10 protein-coding genes and 1 pseudogene are annotated in these 14,131 nt (G+C 67.8%); 5 read left to right on the forward strand and 6 right to left on the reverse strand.

Annotated elements, in window-relative coordinates; translation table 11 throughout:
• Window positions 1-163 precede the first annotated feature (163 nt).
• The 4 genes from AB0M39_RS06450 to AB0M39_RS06465 form a co-directional block, all read right to left on the reverse strand.
• Complete coding sequence (locus AB0M39_RS06450; RefSeq protein WP_365360781.1) at window positions 164-4,576, reverse strand: ATP-binding protein; 4,413 nt, start codon at window positions 4,574-4,576, stop codon at window positions 164-166.
• Window positions 4,577-5,034: 458 nt separating this feature from the next.
• Window positions 5,035-6,285 (reverse strand): site-specific integrase, encoded by a 1,251-nt coding sequence (locus tag AB0M39_RS06455; RefSeq protein WP_365360783.1) that lies wholly within the window; start codon window positions 6,283-6,285, stop codon window positions 5,035-5,037.
• Window positions 6,286-6,331: 46 nt separating this feature from the next.
• Window positions 6,332-6,649 carry a helix-turn-helix domain-containing protein gene (locus AB0M39_RS06460; protein WP_365360785.1) on the reverse strand — a complete coding sequence of 106 codons (318 nt, stop codon included), beginning with the start codon at window positions 6,647-6,649 and terminating at the stop codon, window positions 6,332-6,334.
• 209 nt (window positions 6,650-6,858) lie between these two features.
• The gene (locus AB0M39_RS06465) at window positions 6,859-7,143 is read right to left on the reverse strand and encodes a helix-turn-helix transcriptional regulator (RefSeq protein WP_365360787.1); all 285 of its coding nucleotides are present in this window, start codon (window positions 7,141-7,143) and stop codon (window positions 6,859-6,861) included.
• A 347-nt stretch (window positions 7,144-7,490) separates the two neighbouring features.
• On the opposite strand from AB0M39_RS06465, the gene AB0M39_RS06470 reads away from it, so the two are divergent.
• From AB0M39_RS06470 to AB0M39_RS06485, 4 genes and pseudogenes are all read left to right on the forward strand, one after another.
• Window positions 7,491-8,630, forward strand: coding sequence for a DUF3631 domain-containing protein (locus tag AB0M39_RS06470; protein WP_365360857.1), 1,140 nt, complete (start codon window positions 7,491-7,493; stop codon window positions 8,628-8,630).
• A gap of 233 nt (window positions 8,631-8,863) precedes the next feature.
• Window positions 8,864-9,599 (forward strand): annotated as a pseudogene (locus tag AB0M39_RS06475) (DUF2637 domain-containing protein); the annotation flags it as partial.
• Complete coding sequence (gene mobC, locus AB0M39_RS06480; RefSeq protein WP_365360789.1) at window positions 9,595-9,975, forward strand: plasmid mobilization relaxosome protein MobC; 381 nt, start codon at window positions 9,595-9,597, stop codon at window positions 9,973-9,975. The pseudogene AB0M39_RS06475 and the gene mobC, both read left to right, overlap by 5 nt.
• A gap of 4 nt (window positions 9,976-9,979) precedes the next feature.
• Window positions 9,980-11,680, forward strand: coding sequence for a mobilization protein (locus AB0M39_RS06485; RefSeq protein WP_365360791.1), 1,701 nt, complete (start codon window positions 9,980-9,982; stop codon window positions 11,678-11,680).
• Here the strand turns inward: AB0M39_RS06485 and AB0M39_RS06490 are convergent, their stop codons facing one another.
• Window positions 11,681-12,238, reverse strand: coding sequence for a flavoprotein (locus AB0M39_RS06490; RefSeq protein WP_365360793.1), 558 nt, complete (start codon window positions 12,236-12,238; stop codon window positions 11,681-11,683).
• On the reverse strand, window positions 12,235-13,506 hold the full coding sequence (locus tag AB0M39_RS06495) for a helix-turn-helix transcriptional regulator (protein ID WP_365360795.1): 1,272 nt from the start codon (window positions 13,504-13,506) through the stop codon (window positions 12,235-12,237). Before AB0M39_RS06495 ends, AB0M39_RS06490 begins: the two co-directional genes overlap by 4 nt.
• 175 nt (window positions 13,507-13,681) lie before the next feature.
• Between AB0M39_RS06495 and AB0M39_RS06500 the strand changes: the two genes are divergently transcribed.
• Window positions 13,682-14,116, forward strand: coding sequence for an ATP-binding protein (locus AB0M39_RS06500; RefSeq protein ID WP_365360797.1), 435 nt, complete (start codon window positions 13,682-13,684; stop codon window positions 14,114-14,116).
• Window positions 14,117-14,131 lie beyond the last annotated feature (15 nt).

The raw sequence follows: 14,131 nt of genomic DNA on the forward strand, positions 1-14,131 counted from the left end.
CCGCACTGGGGAGCGGTCGTCGCGCTGCGTCCGCGCTCGGCGTCTACTGCACGGCCATGCTCCTTCTGCTCTGCCGTACGAACCGTGGTTCGCAGGCAGTGTTTCTCCTGAACTCGGTCAACAGGTGCAGCCAGCCTGGAGTTACCGAGTCCGCGGGAAGGAATTAGCGTTCGCCTTCCAAAGCCGTGTTGAGACCTGGAGCGTCAGCTCGGGAAAGGCTGTCAATGATGTCTAGACAGCGGGTACGCATACTGGGTGGGCTCTGTCGGTACAGGCGCAGGACTGCTGTGACCACGTAATGCCCGTGAGCTGCGTGGCTGGTCCGGATGTCGGACAGGCTGCTGCCCGCCTGCCAGATGATGTGCTCGCAAGCGTCCAACGCCGTCTGCGGCAATGGGCCGGTCGGATCGTGGAGCGCGAAGGCAAGCTGCCCGAGGTTGTCTGGGAACGCCTGGCTGGTGAGGAAGGTCTGCACGAGCTCCTCGGTTTGGGAGGGAAGCAAATCGAAAGCGTGCCTCATTACGACGGAGGCGTTGTTGCGGACATCTTCGTCGGAGTCGTTGAACAGGGGCAGCAGACGTGGGTAGTGCTCGGGGTTGCGGGCGAGGACTGCGGCAGCACCACGCCGGGCGATGGTGTTCAGTTGCTGTGCGGTGACGGGCAGGTCCGCCGTGAGGTTGCCTTGGAGGGCCGCCACGGCCCAAGTCTGACCTGCGAGTTCCGCGGCCTGTCGAGGACCGTTGAGCGCCTGGGCGAGGTGGGGAGCGAATCGGGCGGGGTCGCGGGCCAAAGCGTGGATGAGCAACCGCTGGGTGGTCTGTGCGTTGTGGACGTTGAGGTCCTGATGTGTCATCAGCTGGCTGGCTGTCTCCAGGGCAGCTTGCGGATCGTGGTTCATCAGGGCGCGTACGGCCTCGGCGGCGCAGACACGGACGGCGATTACGGGGTCGGTCGCCAGCCGGAGGATGAGCGGTCTGAGCGCGGACAGGTGCTGAGCATCGTGGAAGAGGAGGGCTGCGTAGGTGAGGGCGGCTTGGCCACGGGTGGAATTGAGGCCAGCCGTCAGCAGATCAGTGCGTGTGCCTTCGTCGTCCAGCTCGCAGGTCTCCCCCTCGGGTTGGGCGGCCGTCGTGTAGGTCGCGAGCATGGGAAGCAGGGCAGGCGTGTAGTGGTCCGGGGCCGACTGCAAGGCTCGGCAGAGCGTGAAGGCAGCTTCTTGGCCGAGGTTCCGGTGAGCATGGAGGACCAGCCGCTCCCATTGGTCAGTGTCCAGGTGGGTTGCGACTGCGTCCACGACCGCGCACAGATACGCTCCGGGCTCGTCGGGGCCGAGAGTGAGACCGAAAGCAGCGAAGCGGGCAGGCTCCTGTTGTGCGCGTGAGCCGAGTGTGCCGGCAAGCTCGTGTACACCGCCCTGGGGCGGCCAGAATCGATCGGGCTGGGGGCAAGCGTATTTGTCGAGGGCCCGGTGCCATTGGTCATCCGTCATGTGCTGCGCTGCGTGGTCGCTGATCGGAGAGGCGACCCATTCGGCGAGGATCTCGGAAGGCGGGGATGGGCTGAATCCGGGGAACTTCCGTTCCAGCTCAGCGAGCCTCCGTCGAACCTTGTCACTGTGGCGCGGAGAGCAGACCGCTGACAGTAGCTCGTACTGGGCCAAACCCCACCGGCTGGGCTGGCCCTTCTCCCTCCGGAGCTCCCGTGGGGGGTAGTGGGCAAGCAGCATGGCTGTCAGACGGTCGAGTGCGCCGGCGCTGCAGTGGGGTGTGGCGGCCTCGATGAGTTCACGGGATGCCCAACGGGGGCTGTCCACCCAGCCCAGGCTGAGGTTCCGTTCGTTGCCACACAACCAAGTGATCGCCTCGTCGGCTGCGCCATAGGCGGTGAGAAGGCGGCAGGTGAGGAAGCGTGAGATCTCCGTCGTGGAGTCGCTCAGCATCCGAAGGATGCTGACGGCCGAGGCCGGGTCGGCGGCAGGCAATGCGCGCAATGCGGTGTCGAGGGCGGAGAGCAGCTCAGCATCGACGCTGCTGCCGCCCAAGCGGCGATATCCCCAAGCTCTGTCCGGCTGCCCGTCAGGGACACTGCCGGATTCGGCGATGCCAATGACGAACGGCAGGACGTGGTCCACGTACGCCTTGGGTGCGCCGCCGGCGATCTTGGACAGAACGGTGGAGGCGGTCTGCGAATGATTCGACAGGTACGGACCGGCGAACGGATCGTCGAGGCCGTCGTCGTGTGCTCGGTTCAGTTGCCGATCGAGGTAGGCGCCGACGAGTCGGGCTGATGGAGCGGGATCCGTTTCGGCGAGGGTGTAGAGCAGGGACCAGAAGTCACTGTTGACTGCGATGCGGCTACGAACCTCATCGACGTGACCGCTATGGATCAATTCGACAGCCAAGTCCACGAGCCCAGGAGTGAGTGCCCACTCCGTCAGCGCCAGCAGGCGCTGACGCCACTGGGGCGTGGTGCCGATGTGAGGACGTACCAGTTCTGCGGCTCTCTGCGGCCTGTCCCGTGCCGCAACTAGCAGTTCGGCAAACGCGGCATCGACGGTCGCGGAGGCGCCCAGCCAGCGTTCCCACCTGCCGTCGTGGTCGGCGGCATCGAACCAGGCGGGCCGCGCCAGCAGGCGACGTACCTTAGTGGCTGCTGGAGTCGGACCCCAGGCGATGGGTTCAACGGCGTGCCAGTCCGCAAGAGTGGCGTCAAGCTGCCCGAGGACGGCCGTGATCACATCGTGCAGGTGGGAGCGGATCCTGGTGGAGTCGAGCAGCCGCACTGTGGTGCTACGGAACCGGTCACGGTCTGTCCCGGCGAGGTGCTCGAGGATCTGACGGGTCTGGGCTCTCCTGAACAGGTGCTGTCCGGAATCCGCCAGGAAGTCGTGGACGTCCTTTCCGGTGGTTAGGAAAGACCGGGCGAAGAGATAGTCGAAGTAGGTCTCGTGGAAAAATCCGGTGGCCTCTTCGTCGCCCACCAGGAGACCGTGTGACTCCAAGGCCCGGACCTCCTTGCTGGCGAACCCGTCAAGGAGGGCGCAGGGTGCCTGCAGGCTCTCACGCTCACTCATGAAGGCACACAGGGTTCCCGTGATCCCCTTCCAGTCGAGACTTCCGAGCTGCAGCTCAATGCGCTCTCGCAGGTCCTTGGTGTACCGGTCGTAGAGCTGCTGCAGCGTCCGGTAGGGCACTGCTCGAGCTGCAGGTGAGAGGCTGCCGAAGACGGCAAGGTGCAAGGGGGTACGCAGCAGCTCCAGCGTCACGGGGCCCAGACGCTCAGGATCATTCCCACCAGCAGCGAGGACGGTCCGCACCGCCTCCTCGGCCAGTTTCCCAACGGGAAATCTCGACACTCGGGCAGTGTCGGCAGCCAGCCGTGTGAGCCTGCTGTCTTGGTCGATGTCGACGGTGCGAGCCACCAGGAGCACTTTGACGTTCGGCGTGACGGATAGTTGCTCGAGAAGGTCCTCTACAGCCTCGAAAGCGTCCGACATCCGACCGCTGTAGAGGCTCACGGCATCCAGTTGATCGATAAGGAGGAGCCCTGGCCCTCCGCTCGCGACTCCGGGCAGCAGAATCCCCGGCGAGTCCGGCAGATTCATTCTGGCACCGAGGCCACTTGCGGTCTGCACCGTCTGGTCCGCACCGTCCATGCGGACGGCAGCGACCGGCCATCCCTGCCCTGTAAGGCGCACCAGTACATCCGCAGCGACTGTCGACTTACCCGAGCCGGCCTGCCCCTCGCACAGCATGATCTGCGGACCACCGTCTGCCACCAGCCGGTCGTACAGCTGCTCAGCATGGGGGCGCGCAGCCAGTCCGAAAGCGGGCCTGCTGCGGTGCACACGTCGCAAGAACCTGTCGGCAGTGTTTGCCAAGGCGGTCAGGGTGTTGCTGTCTCCCGCCAGCAAACGGGGCCGGACTCCGTCCAGAGACAGCAGGTGACTACGGATCTCCGAACCCGTGAGCCACTGGTGCAGGCGGCTGTCCAGGTATCCACTCAGCTGTCTGACGATGGCTTCGGGCGCACCTACGAACAAATGCTCATAGGTGAGGTGGACCAGCCGTCGCAGGTTCTCCGGCGAATACTGCTCCACGTACACGGCCTGCAAATACCGCCAGGCAACTTCCCGAGCAACGGGCTTGCCGTTCACAGCCCAGCACCCGAGCACTGTTGCGAAGTGAGGCTCCTGAGCCTGGGTGAGGATCTCCTCGAACTCTGCGAGCGTGACAGCGGCCCTGGCGCGCTCGGCGAGTCCGTGCAGTTCGGGCGATCCAGTCGAGAGAACGAGGCGCACCTTCTTGCCGTCCGCAAGATGGCCGGCGACAGCCTTGAGGATCCTCCCCACCGCACGCAGATTCCACGGTCCTCTGGAAGGCACGTCCTTCACCTGATCGCACCAGGTGCTGTCATTGGCCTCGAGCTCAAACTCGATGCCCTCGCCAGCCTGCCCGGGAGGCTCAAGGCGAATCCGGGACGCTTCCCCACGCAGAAGTTCCGCCACTCTCAGCGCCGTCCACCAGTCCTCGTACCGGTTGCCAGCCTTGTCCGCTGTTCCGCCCGACAGTCCCATTGCGCATCACTTCTCCAGGGCACGGCAGCGGACTCCCAGCCCTCAGGGAGCCCACCGAGCAAACCTATCTGCGTCCGTCTATTCTCCTACGTGGCTCGGTACATCATGTCGCTGCTCAACTGGCATACGGCAACTGGTTGGCGGCAGGCTGCAATGACATCACCGCGCTTGAAGTGGAACCCTCGGCCGTCCTGGCTCCCACCGCCAAACCACCTCTGGCAGGCGCCGAATGCCGTCCGGGCAAGCACCCGCATCAATGCCCAGTCCCATGCACCAACGCTGCTCGACACCGCATGCATCGTGTCTGTCCGGGCGTCGCCCACGTCCCGGCGCCCAAGGTCCTGCTCAGCTCCCCGCTCAGCAACGTCAACTACGACGGCCCCTTCGGCCACCCACCTGCGGCCTTGGAGCCGCACAGCACAAACGGGTGGCACATCACGCACTGTGCCACCCGCCGTTCAGGCAGCAGCAGAGTCTTCAGGGACGTACACGGGTCGTCCCGGACCAAGCAGTGCGTCGACGGCCGCCCGCCCCTTCCCGCCGGCCTCCGGCATGAAGTGGGCGTAGTGGTCGAGGGTGATGGTCGGGCTGGAGTGGCCGAGCCAGCGGGCCAGGGTGACGACGGACTCGCCCGCTTCGAGGATCATCGAGGCGAAGGTGTGCCGGAGCACGTGGAAGCCGTCCTTGCGGGACGCCTGCCAGCGTTTGCCCTTCTCCCGCATGGGGATGACCCCGGCTGCGGCGAGGGCGGGCTTCCAGACCTCGTCGTTGAAGATGTTGGCCCGCAGCGCGTTGCCGTACGTCGTCGTCAGGACGAGCGGGAACGTCTGCTTCTCCCGCTCCGGCTCCGGGCCGCCCCACGGCAACTCGACCTCCACGGCCGGGTGCTGCAGGAAGTGCGCGGCCAGCTCGGCAGCGACGGAGCCGGGCATGTCCACGATGCGCGTCTTCCCGCCCTTGGGCAGGGTGAAGTACAAGCGACCGTTGAGCAGTTGGACCTGTCTGCGCACGCGGATGATCCCGCGCTGGAAGTCGACGTCCTCCGGTGAGAGGCCGAAGACCTCCCCCTGCCGCAGCCCGCAACCAAGGGCGACCACGACCGCGATGCGGTAGCGCGCTTTGATCGCGTCCCGCATGCGCTGCGCGGTCTCCAGCGGCCATGCCTCCCGCTGGTCCTCCGGCACCTTGGGCCAGCGCACCGACTTGGCGCGCATCGGGTTGCGTACGAGGCGCTTGTCGTCGATGGCCGTCTCGAAGATGTTCGAGAGGGTGGTCAGGATCTGGCGGGCGTAGCGCGGCGCGCACTCGCCTTCGAGCGTGGCGATGTAGCTGCGCAGGACGGTCGCGGAGACGTCCCTCAGGCCCACCGTGCCGAGGTGCGGAAGGATGTGGAGACGTACGCGCTCGTCGACGCGCTTGATCGTGGCCGGTGCGCCCCTCACGCCGTCCTTCCAGAAGCGGGTGACGTAGTCGGCCAGCGTGATGGAGCCGTCACGCGGGTCGACGAACTCGCCGCGCTCGCTGTCGGTTCCGGCCCTGCGAAGCCACGCCTTGGCGTCCTCCAGCGTGTCGAACGACATGTTCCGGACGCCGGGGATTCCGGCGACGCGGTACCGCGAGCCCTTCCCGTACCGAGCGGTGCGCTCCCGCTTGCCGCTGGTGGGGTCCTTCTTCTTGTTGATCCAACGGTCTTCGATGTAGCCGGCCAAGTACGTCCTCAGGATCGGGGGTGGGAGTGCCGTTGACGCTGGGACGTCAGGCCGTGGCCGAGTAGTCGGCGCGGCGCTGCGGGGCCGCGCTCACGGGATCCAGGGCCGGATTTGAGCGCGAGTCGGCCTGCTCCTGCTCGCGTATCCAGGCATCGAGCGCATCGAGCCGGTACGTCACACGCCCGCGGGCGCCCAGCCGGAAACTCGGCGGCCCCTGTCGGCGGTGCCGCCAGACGTAGAGCGTGCGAGGCGAAAGACCGAGGTAGGCAGCCGCTTCCCGCACGCCAAGAAATGCGCGGTCGACGGCGGAGGAATCCGAGCGGGCGGACGAATAGACGGAGGAAAGCGAGGCGACTTCAGGCAAGAGGGATCCTTCAATAGGGGACACGATGAGGAATGGCTTGTCGCGACGACTGCAACCGTGCGTCGCCACAGGATTTCCCGGAGGGCCTCTGTTTCCACTCGCCGGGGATCCTGCTGCGCAAGGATTCACGGATAACTTGGAGACGGGGGTCTCGCTGGGAGGTTCAATGATGCGGAGAATCGCCGGTTTGGGTAACCGGCGATCGTCGGCTATGTTGCGCCCGCACTGACCGACTCCAGGGGCTCGACGGGACCGCCGAGGAGCGCGCAGGGGGAGACGCCGAGGGCGGCGGCGAGGGCGACGAGATCGTCGATGTCGCAGCGCCGGACCGTGCGTTCGAGGCGGGAGAGCGCGGTGAAAGTCATGGGTCGGCCGCGCGCGGTGACCAGGGCGGCGAGCTGGCGCTGGGAGTGACCGCGTGCGGTGCGGATGCGCTCGATGGCTTGGGCGGCGGCCTGTCCGGCGGGTCCGATTTCGAGGGGGCGTGGCGGCATTGGTGTGTTGTAGCTTGCGCGCCGGTCACTTGGAAAGCGTTTCCCTGTCTGCTGTGAGCGATGGCGGTGTCGACGCATTCTGGTGGGCGATTTCGTCAACCGGGACTTCGGTTCTACCGTCATGGGGTCGCCGAAAAAGTCGTGAAGGGTTTCAGAACCAAGTCTGGACTTTCGCGCACCAGGTGTGGCTGTGTTGTCCACATACCCCGGCGCTGCCGGATTCCCCGCCCCGTTTTCCATACCTGGTCGCCCCTGCCGGCGACCGTCAGTGAAGGAGCCGCCCCTTGGAAGCCGACATCCCGATTCCCTCTCCCGAAGGCACTCAGCCGACCTGCTCGCAGCTCGCGATAGGTGGGGCGTCAATATCCCCGTCCGACCCCGCTTCGCTGCCCGAGGGCGAGCAGGTCTTGGCCGACCTGCGGGCGCAGTTCCGGCGCTATGTCGTACTGCCGAGCGAGGAGGCCCTCACGGCGGTGACACTGTGGGTGGCGGCAACCCACCTGCAAACGGCGTGGCAGCACGCCCCGCGTCTCGCGATCGTCGGCCCCGCCAAACGGTGCGGCAAGTCCCGCCTGCTGGACGTGATCACCGAGACTGTCCACGACCCGCTCATCACGGTCAACGCCTCAGCCGCCGCGGTGTTCCGGTCGATTACCGACAACCCGCCGACACTGTTGGTCGATGAGGCCGACACCCTCTTTGGTTCGGTGAAGGTCGCGGAGAAGAACGAGGAGATGCGCGGCCTGCTCAACGCAGGTCATCAGCGCAACCGGCCCACTCTGCGGGTCTCCGGGCCCAACCACGAAGTGTCGAAGTTCCCCACCTTTGCCATGGCAGCCCTCGCCGGGATCGGTGACCTGCCCGACACGATCATGGACCGTTCGGTCGTGGTCCGGATGCGCCGCCGTAGGCCGGGCGAGAAGGTCGAGGAATTCCGCACCGTACGGGACACCCCCGTGCTGCACGCCCTGCGCGACAGGCTCGTGGGGTGGCTGGCCCCGCTCCACGCGGAAGCGATGGATCTGACGCCGACCATGCCGGTCGAGGACCGCGCGGCCGACACCTGGCAGCCGTTGATCGCCGTCGCCGACCTCGCCGGCGGCCAATGGCCACAACTCGCCCGTGCCGCCTGCGAGACGATGACGAAGCACGAGGCCGAGCAGGACCAGGACAACAGCAGCCTCGGCATCCGCCTCCTGGGCGACATCCGCCGCGCCTTCGCCGCCGAGGGCAACCCATCGGCGCTCCGCACAAGCCGCCTCCTCGACATCCTGAACAAGGATGACGAGTCCCCCTGGCCCGGATACACCGACAAGGGCCTCACCCCGCGCGGCCTGCAGATCCTGCTGAAGGACTACACCAGCGGCGCGACCAACCGCCGCTTCCCTGGCGGCGTCCAGGCACGCGGCTTCACGCGCCTGCAGTTCGCCGACGCCTGGGCACGCTACTGCCCCGAATCCGAGCCGGATTCCACGACCGCCGCCTGACCCGCCACGACCCGTCGCGACTCGTCGCCGTGCAGGTCAGCACCGTGACGGGTCATCTGCCCGCAACGGGTCGACTCGACATCATCACCGCTCTCGCATCTGCTCTGACCAGGCATGCGACGAGTCGCGACGGGTTCCGGCCCTCCACGGGCGCACTAGCCCTCCGTTCTTCCCTCGGAGCCATTCCGCCCTTGTCTTCGCTCACCCATGCCCCCACCTCCGTACCGGCGACGCTGGCCGCGGCAATCCGCACCGGTGTGGCGCTCCTGGCCGTGGCCGCCTTCGCGCTCTCCTATGACGCCCTGCGTCAGATGGCCGCCGCCAGCCACATCCACCCGGCTCTCACCTACGCCTTCCCTCTCGTGATCGACGGCTTCATCGCCATCGGCATCGGCGCTCTTCTCGTCCTGCGTACCGCGCCCTTGCGCCCTCGGCTGTACGTCTCCGGCGCTGGTCGGTACCGCCACCGCCACCAGCATCTGGGCCAACGTCCTGCACGCCGTCCGCCTCAACCAGCAAGCACGCCGCCCCGGGCTCGCGCTCGACGACATCACCGTCGGGATCATCTCGGCCATCGCTCCCCTGGCGCTGGCCGGTGCGGTGCACCTCTACCTCCTCGTCCAACGCCGCCCCACGCACACGGAGCCACCCGAGGTCGATCGCCACACCACGACGGAAACCGCTCCAGAACGCGATGTGGCTGCCACAACGGAACCGGCGTCCATCGAGAACCTGGCCAAGGAGACCGTGGATCAAGTGGCTCATCCCGAGAAGGCGCAAGCCACACGTCGTGTTCGGCAACCGAGCGCCACCTTCGCCCAGGCCATGGAGATCGGTCGGACCGCTCCGCTCGGACGTGGCGGCCGCGTCTCCCGCCGCCATATCGAGAAGGCCATCCGCGACAAGGGACTAGGTGTGGGTCGCGAACGACTCGACGAGGTCAAGGAGTCCCTCCAGGCCGAACTTGACCGGCCTGCGCGACAAGCAGCTGCGCGAGCGCCGCGTCCACCCCCGCTACAACGACGACGAGTTCGCCCTCGTCAAGAATGCGGCCGCCCTGAGTCGCATGACGCTAGGCGGCTACGTCGCCGAGTGCTCGCTCGCCGCCGCCCGCGCCGACGACCCCACGGCGGCCGTCGCCGACTACCGCGCCATGGTCAAAGCACTGATGGCCTCCAACGGGCAGCTCGGCAAGATCGGCAGCAACCTCAACCAGCTCGCCCACCACCTCAACAAGGACGGCACCTGGCCCCACCCCGCCACCGTCCAACGTCTCCTGGAGCGAGTCGAGGCGGCCATCGCCGCAGCCGACACCGCCATCGCTCAGGTCACTGAAGGGCGGTGAGCGGGTGATACCAAAGATCATCCTCAGCTCGGGCCCCGCTGCCACGCGACGCACAATCGGCTACCTCTACGGCAAGGGCCGGGCCAACGAGCACATCGACCCGCATCTGGTGGCCTCCTGGAACGGCTTCGCCCCCGACCCCGGCCGCAGCCCCCACCGCGATCCGAAGGACGCGATGGCCCAGCTCGTCGCGCAGCTCGACCAGCCCGTGAAGATGCTGGGCGACAAGGCGCCCAAGGACACCGTGTGGCACTGCCCCGTACGCGCCGCCCCCGAAGACCCGATCCTCACCGACAACCAGTGGGCGGAGATCGCCCGCCGCATGGTGGCCGCCGCCGGTATCGCCCCCGACGGTGACGAGGAAGCCTGCCGCTGGGTGGCCGTCCGCCACGCCGATGACCACATCCACATCGCCGCCACCCTCGTACGTCAGGACGGCCGACGCCCCGAACGCGGCTACGACCAGCGTGCCGTTCAGCGCGAGGCCCGCAAGATCGAAATCGACTACGGGCTCCGGCGATTGAAGCCGGGAGACGGCACCGCCGCCAAGCGCCCCACCAGCAAGGAACACTTCAAGGCCAAACGCCTGGGCCAGGACGCCGCCACCCGCGATGTCCTGCGCCTGCGGGTGCGCCGCGCGGTTGCCGCTGCGTCCGACGAGGCCGAGTTCTTCGTTTTGCTGGAGGCAACGGGCGTGACCGTGCGCTTCAAACTCGGCCCCTCCGGCGACGCGCTCGGCTGCAACTTCGCCCTGCCCGGCGACACCAACGACAAGGGCGAGCCGGTCTTCTACGCGGGCTCCACGCTCGCCCCCGACTTGTCGCTGCCCAAGATCCGCAGGAGCCTCGCCACCACCAGCCCGGAACCGGTCACCGTCCGGCCGGGTGACCCGTGGCACGAGGCCACCGCCGCCACGGAACGTATCCCCCACCACCTCACGCACGGCGAAGACCCGACCGCCCAGGGACAGCTGGTCGCTCTCGGCGCGGTGATGGACCTGCTCCCGATCGGCGCACCGGCCGCGGTGCGGGCCGAACTCGAACAGGCCACCGCCGCCTTCGAGCGCGCCACCCGCTCCCGCATCACGGCCGACCTCGACAGCACCCGCGCCCTACGCCGCAGCGTCCAAGCCATCTGGCGCGAACGGCCCTCGGACAGTGACGGGTCAGGGTTCGCGATGCTCCTGGATACCGTGCTCACCGCGGTGGCGTTCGCCGCACACTGGCACCGCATGCGCCAGCATGCCCAGCAGGAAGCGGCAGCCGAACAGGCCCTCGTCCACCTTCAGGTCGTCTACGCGCGGATCGCCGAGCCGGTCATGGCGGGCCTCGCGCAACGCGCCCCCAGCCCCCAGATGAAGAACCGCTACGCCCGCCATCTCCAACAGGCCGTTCCCGAATACGCCGAGCGCATCCTCAACGATGCCGCCTGGGACGCACTCGCCACCGTGCTCGCCGAAGCAGAAGCTGCCGGGCACAATGCGACCACTGTCCTCGACCAAGCGCTCGGCCAGCGCACCCTGGACGACGCCCACAGCCCCGCCCGCACCCTGACCTGGCGCATCCGCCGCCTCGGCGAGCGCCACTCCCCCGGTCCCCGAGCACAGGCAGCCCGGGCCCACAGCGCCGCGCAACGCTCCGCTGCCTCCATTCCCTCGGCAGCAGCCACTCCACCGCCGCAAGCACCCCCAGCGCGACGGCGCTGATCAGGCCGGTGTGGACAGCTTGGGAGTGAGCAGCTCCAGCGCTTCCTCCCAGGGGAAGCGGTCGGCACCGCCGCCGGCCTTCGGCTTGTGGGGCTCGTAGGAGCCGAGTAGGACGCCCATCCCGCGCAGCCGCTCCAGGCTCTGGCCGTATGCGGGATGGGCCGCCATGGCGGAGTTGAGATACGGGAGGACGGCCGTCGGGATACCGAAGCCGTATGCCTCGCACAGTATGCCCAACGCCAGGGTGTCGGAGATCCCCGCTGCCCATTTGTTGATCGTGTTGAAGCTGGCTGGGGCCACGGCGATGGCGTCGGCGGGCGGCAGCGGCCGAGGGTCGCCGGGCGAGCGCCAGGCTGAGCGGATCGGGTAGCCGATCTGTGCCTCGACCGCCTCGGTGTCCAGGAAGCCGAGGCCCTGCGGGGTGGCGACGACACCCACGTCCCAGTTCGCCTTCTGGGCTGCGGTGATCAGCTTGCCGACGTCACCGGCGATGCCACAGGCGCACACGACGACGTACAGGAAGGGCTTCTTGGCCTGCTGGTCGGGCTGATCGCTCACGCGGGGACTCCCAGTTGACGACTGAAGCGGTGCAGTTCAGGCAGCGTACGACGGCGGTCGCGGGCTGCCATGTCGGCCACCAGCTCGCGCACGGCCGGGCGCCGGATGTCCTGGGCAGCGCAGCTCTCGGCGATGCGGAGGGCCTGGTACCCGTCCGCCAGGCGGCCCTGCTGGCTGTAGGCGCGGCCGGCCTCGATCCACAGTGCGGCACGGCGCTCGGGGACGGGGATGTGGCGGCGCATGAGAGGCCGGGCGGTGTCCAGGGCGACACCCGCGTCACCGAAGACGACGGCCGCGCTGAGGCCGTGCAGGGCGACGTTGGTCGGGCTGAAGTTGGCCCAGGCGTCGGGGCTGTCGAGCGCGACGTAGCGGGCCACGTCCTTCGCCTCGGCTAGGAAGTCCTGGGTGGCGGAACGATCACCACCGCTGCTGGCGGCGGTGACCCCGCGCAGAAGCAGCAGGCCGAGAGCCGCGAGGTACCTGGGGGAGCGTTGGTCGTACGAGCCCGTGAGCTGGTCGGCCGTGTGCCGGACAAGGGTGACGGCCTGAGCGGTGTGGCTGTCGCGGGCCAGGGCGTGGGCGTGCACGCGGACACTGGAGGCGAGGACGACGGGGTCGCCCGAGCGTTCGGCCTCGGACATGGCGCGTCCGACCGCGAGCCACGCGTTGCCCTGGTCGCTCTGCTTGAGCAGAAGGCTCGCCGAGGTCTGGTAGGCCGTGGCGAGGAGGCCGGACAGGTCGGTCGAGCCTGGGCTTTCGCTGATGGCCTGCCGCAACTGCCCGATCAGAACAGGCAGCGTGCCCTCCAGCTTCGTGTAGTCGCAGGTGCAGAAGAGACGGCGTACGCCTGCGATCTGATCTCGCAGGCTCTGGAAATCCGGCACCGGTTCGGCTGTCAGGCGGGCTGCTCCGGGCAGCAGGGATTGGACCAGGTCCTGATGGGCGGTGCCAGGGACGGTCGGGGCCGCGAGCGCGGCGATGCCAGCGGCGAGAACGGTACGGCGGCGCATGTCCTCTGTCTCGGGTTCGGAGGGGTTGATGTCCGAGGCCACGGCTAGGCCGAGGCGGTGTGCCGGAACGGCCAGCACTTGCGCGACTGCGCGCAGCATGCGGACGTCGTCCGTGCCCCTGCCGTTCTCCAGGCGGCTCACCTTGGACTGGTGATAGCCCAGGGCGGAGGCGACGTCCTTCTGCGAGCGCCGCTGTAATACGCGTGCCTGACGGATCACTTCACCGATCCGTCTCGCTTCGCTTTGCGCTTCGGCCATCTGTGCCACGGCTCCTTCTGCCGCCGCCGATCCTGCCTGCTCAACCGAGCGTAATGGACGGGCAGTTCACCGTGATGCAGCTCCTGCATAGACGATGCAGCTCCAGCACACGTCCTGGTTCAAGAGGCCCGGGTGGCGATTGCGTGGAGTGGCCGAACCAATCAGGAGGCCGCTCATGGAAGCGCATCACATCCGGATTCCCGTCTCCGGCACATCTGCGGGTGCCGCGTCCGCGCGCCGGCAGATCGCGGAGGAGAGACGGGACTGGGGTGCCGCTCTCGGGCCTGAACTCCTGGATGCAGCTGAGTTGGTGGCCTCAGAGCTGATCACCAACGCGGTGCGGCACGCGCACGAAGGCTCGATCACAGCCGAGGCTGACCTGAACGGCAAGGCACTGCGGGTCGCGGTGATCGACACCAGCTCCGCAGTCCCCGAAGTCAGGCTGCCGGATGCGGACGCGGAAGACGGGCGCGGCCTGTTCCTCGTCGTCGCGCTCGCCGACCGCCACGGATTCGATGTGTTGCCCTCCGGCAAGCGCTGCTGGGCCGAATTCGAGTTCAGCGCCCGGCTCCCAGTAGCCCCAACGCAGGTGGCCCAGATGAGGAGTTGACCGTTGCCAGCCGTA

It is taken from the genome of Streptomyces sp. NPDC051907 (assembly GCF_040681075.1).
Taxonomy (GTDB): Bacteria; Actinomycetota; Actinomycetes; order Streptomycetales; family Streptomycetaceae; genus Streptomyces.

Bases quoted from the DNA above. Each gene is read 5' to 3' on its own strand.
- AB0M39_RS06450 (WP_365360781.1), bottom strand. From the start codon at position 4,576: ATGGGACTGTCGGGCGGAACAGCGGACAAGGCTGGCAACCGGTACGAG.
- AB0M39_RS06500 (WP_365360797.1), top strand. From the start codon at position 13,682: ATGGAAGCGCATCACATCCGGATTCCCGTCTCCGGCACATCTGCGGGT.
- AB0M39_RS06465 (WP_365360787.1), bottom strand. From the start codon at position 7,143: ATGCCGCCACGCCCCCTCGAAATCGGACCCGCCGGACAGGCCGCCGCC.
- AB0M39_RS06495 (WP_365360795.1), bottom strand. From the start codon at position 13,506: ATGGCCGAAGCGCAAAGCGAAGCGAGACGGATCGGTGAAGTGATCCGT.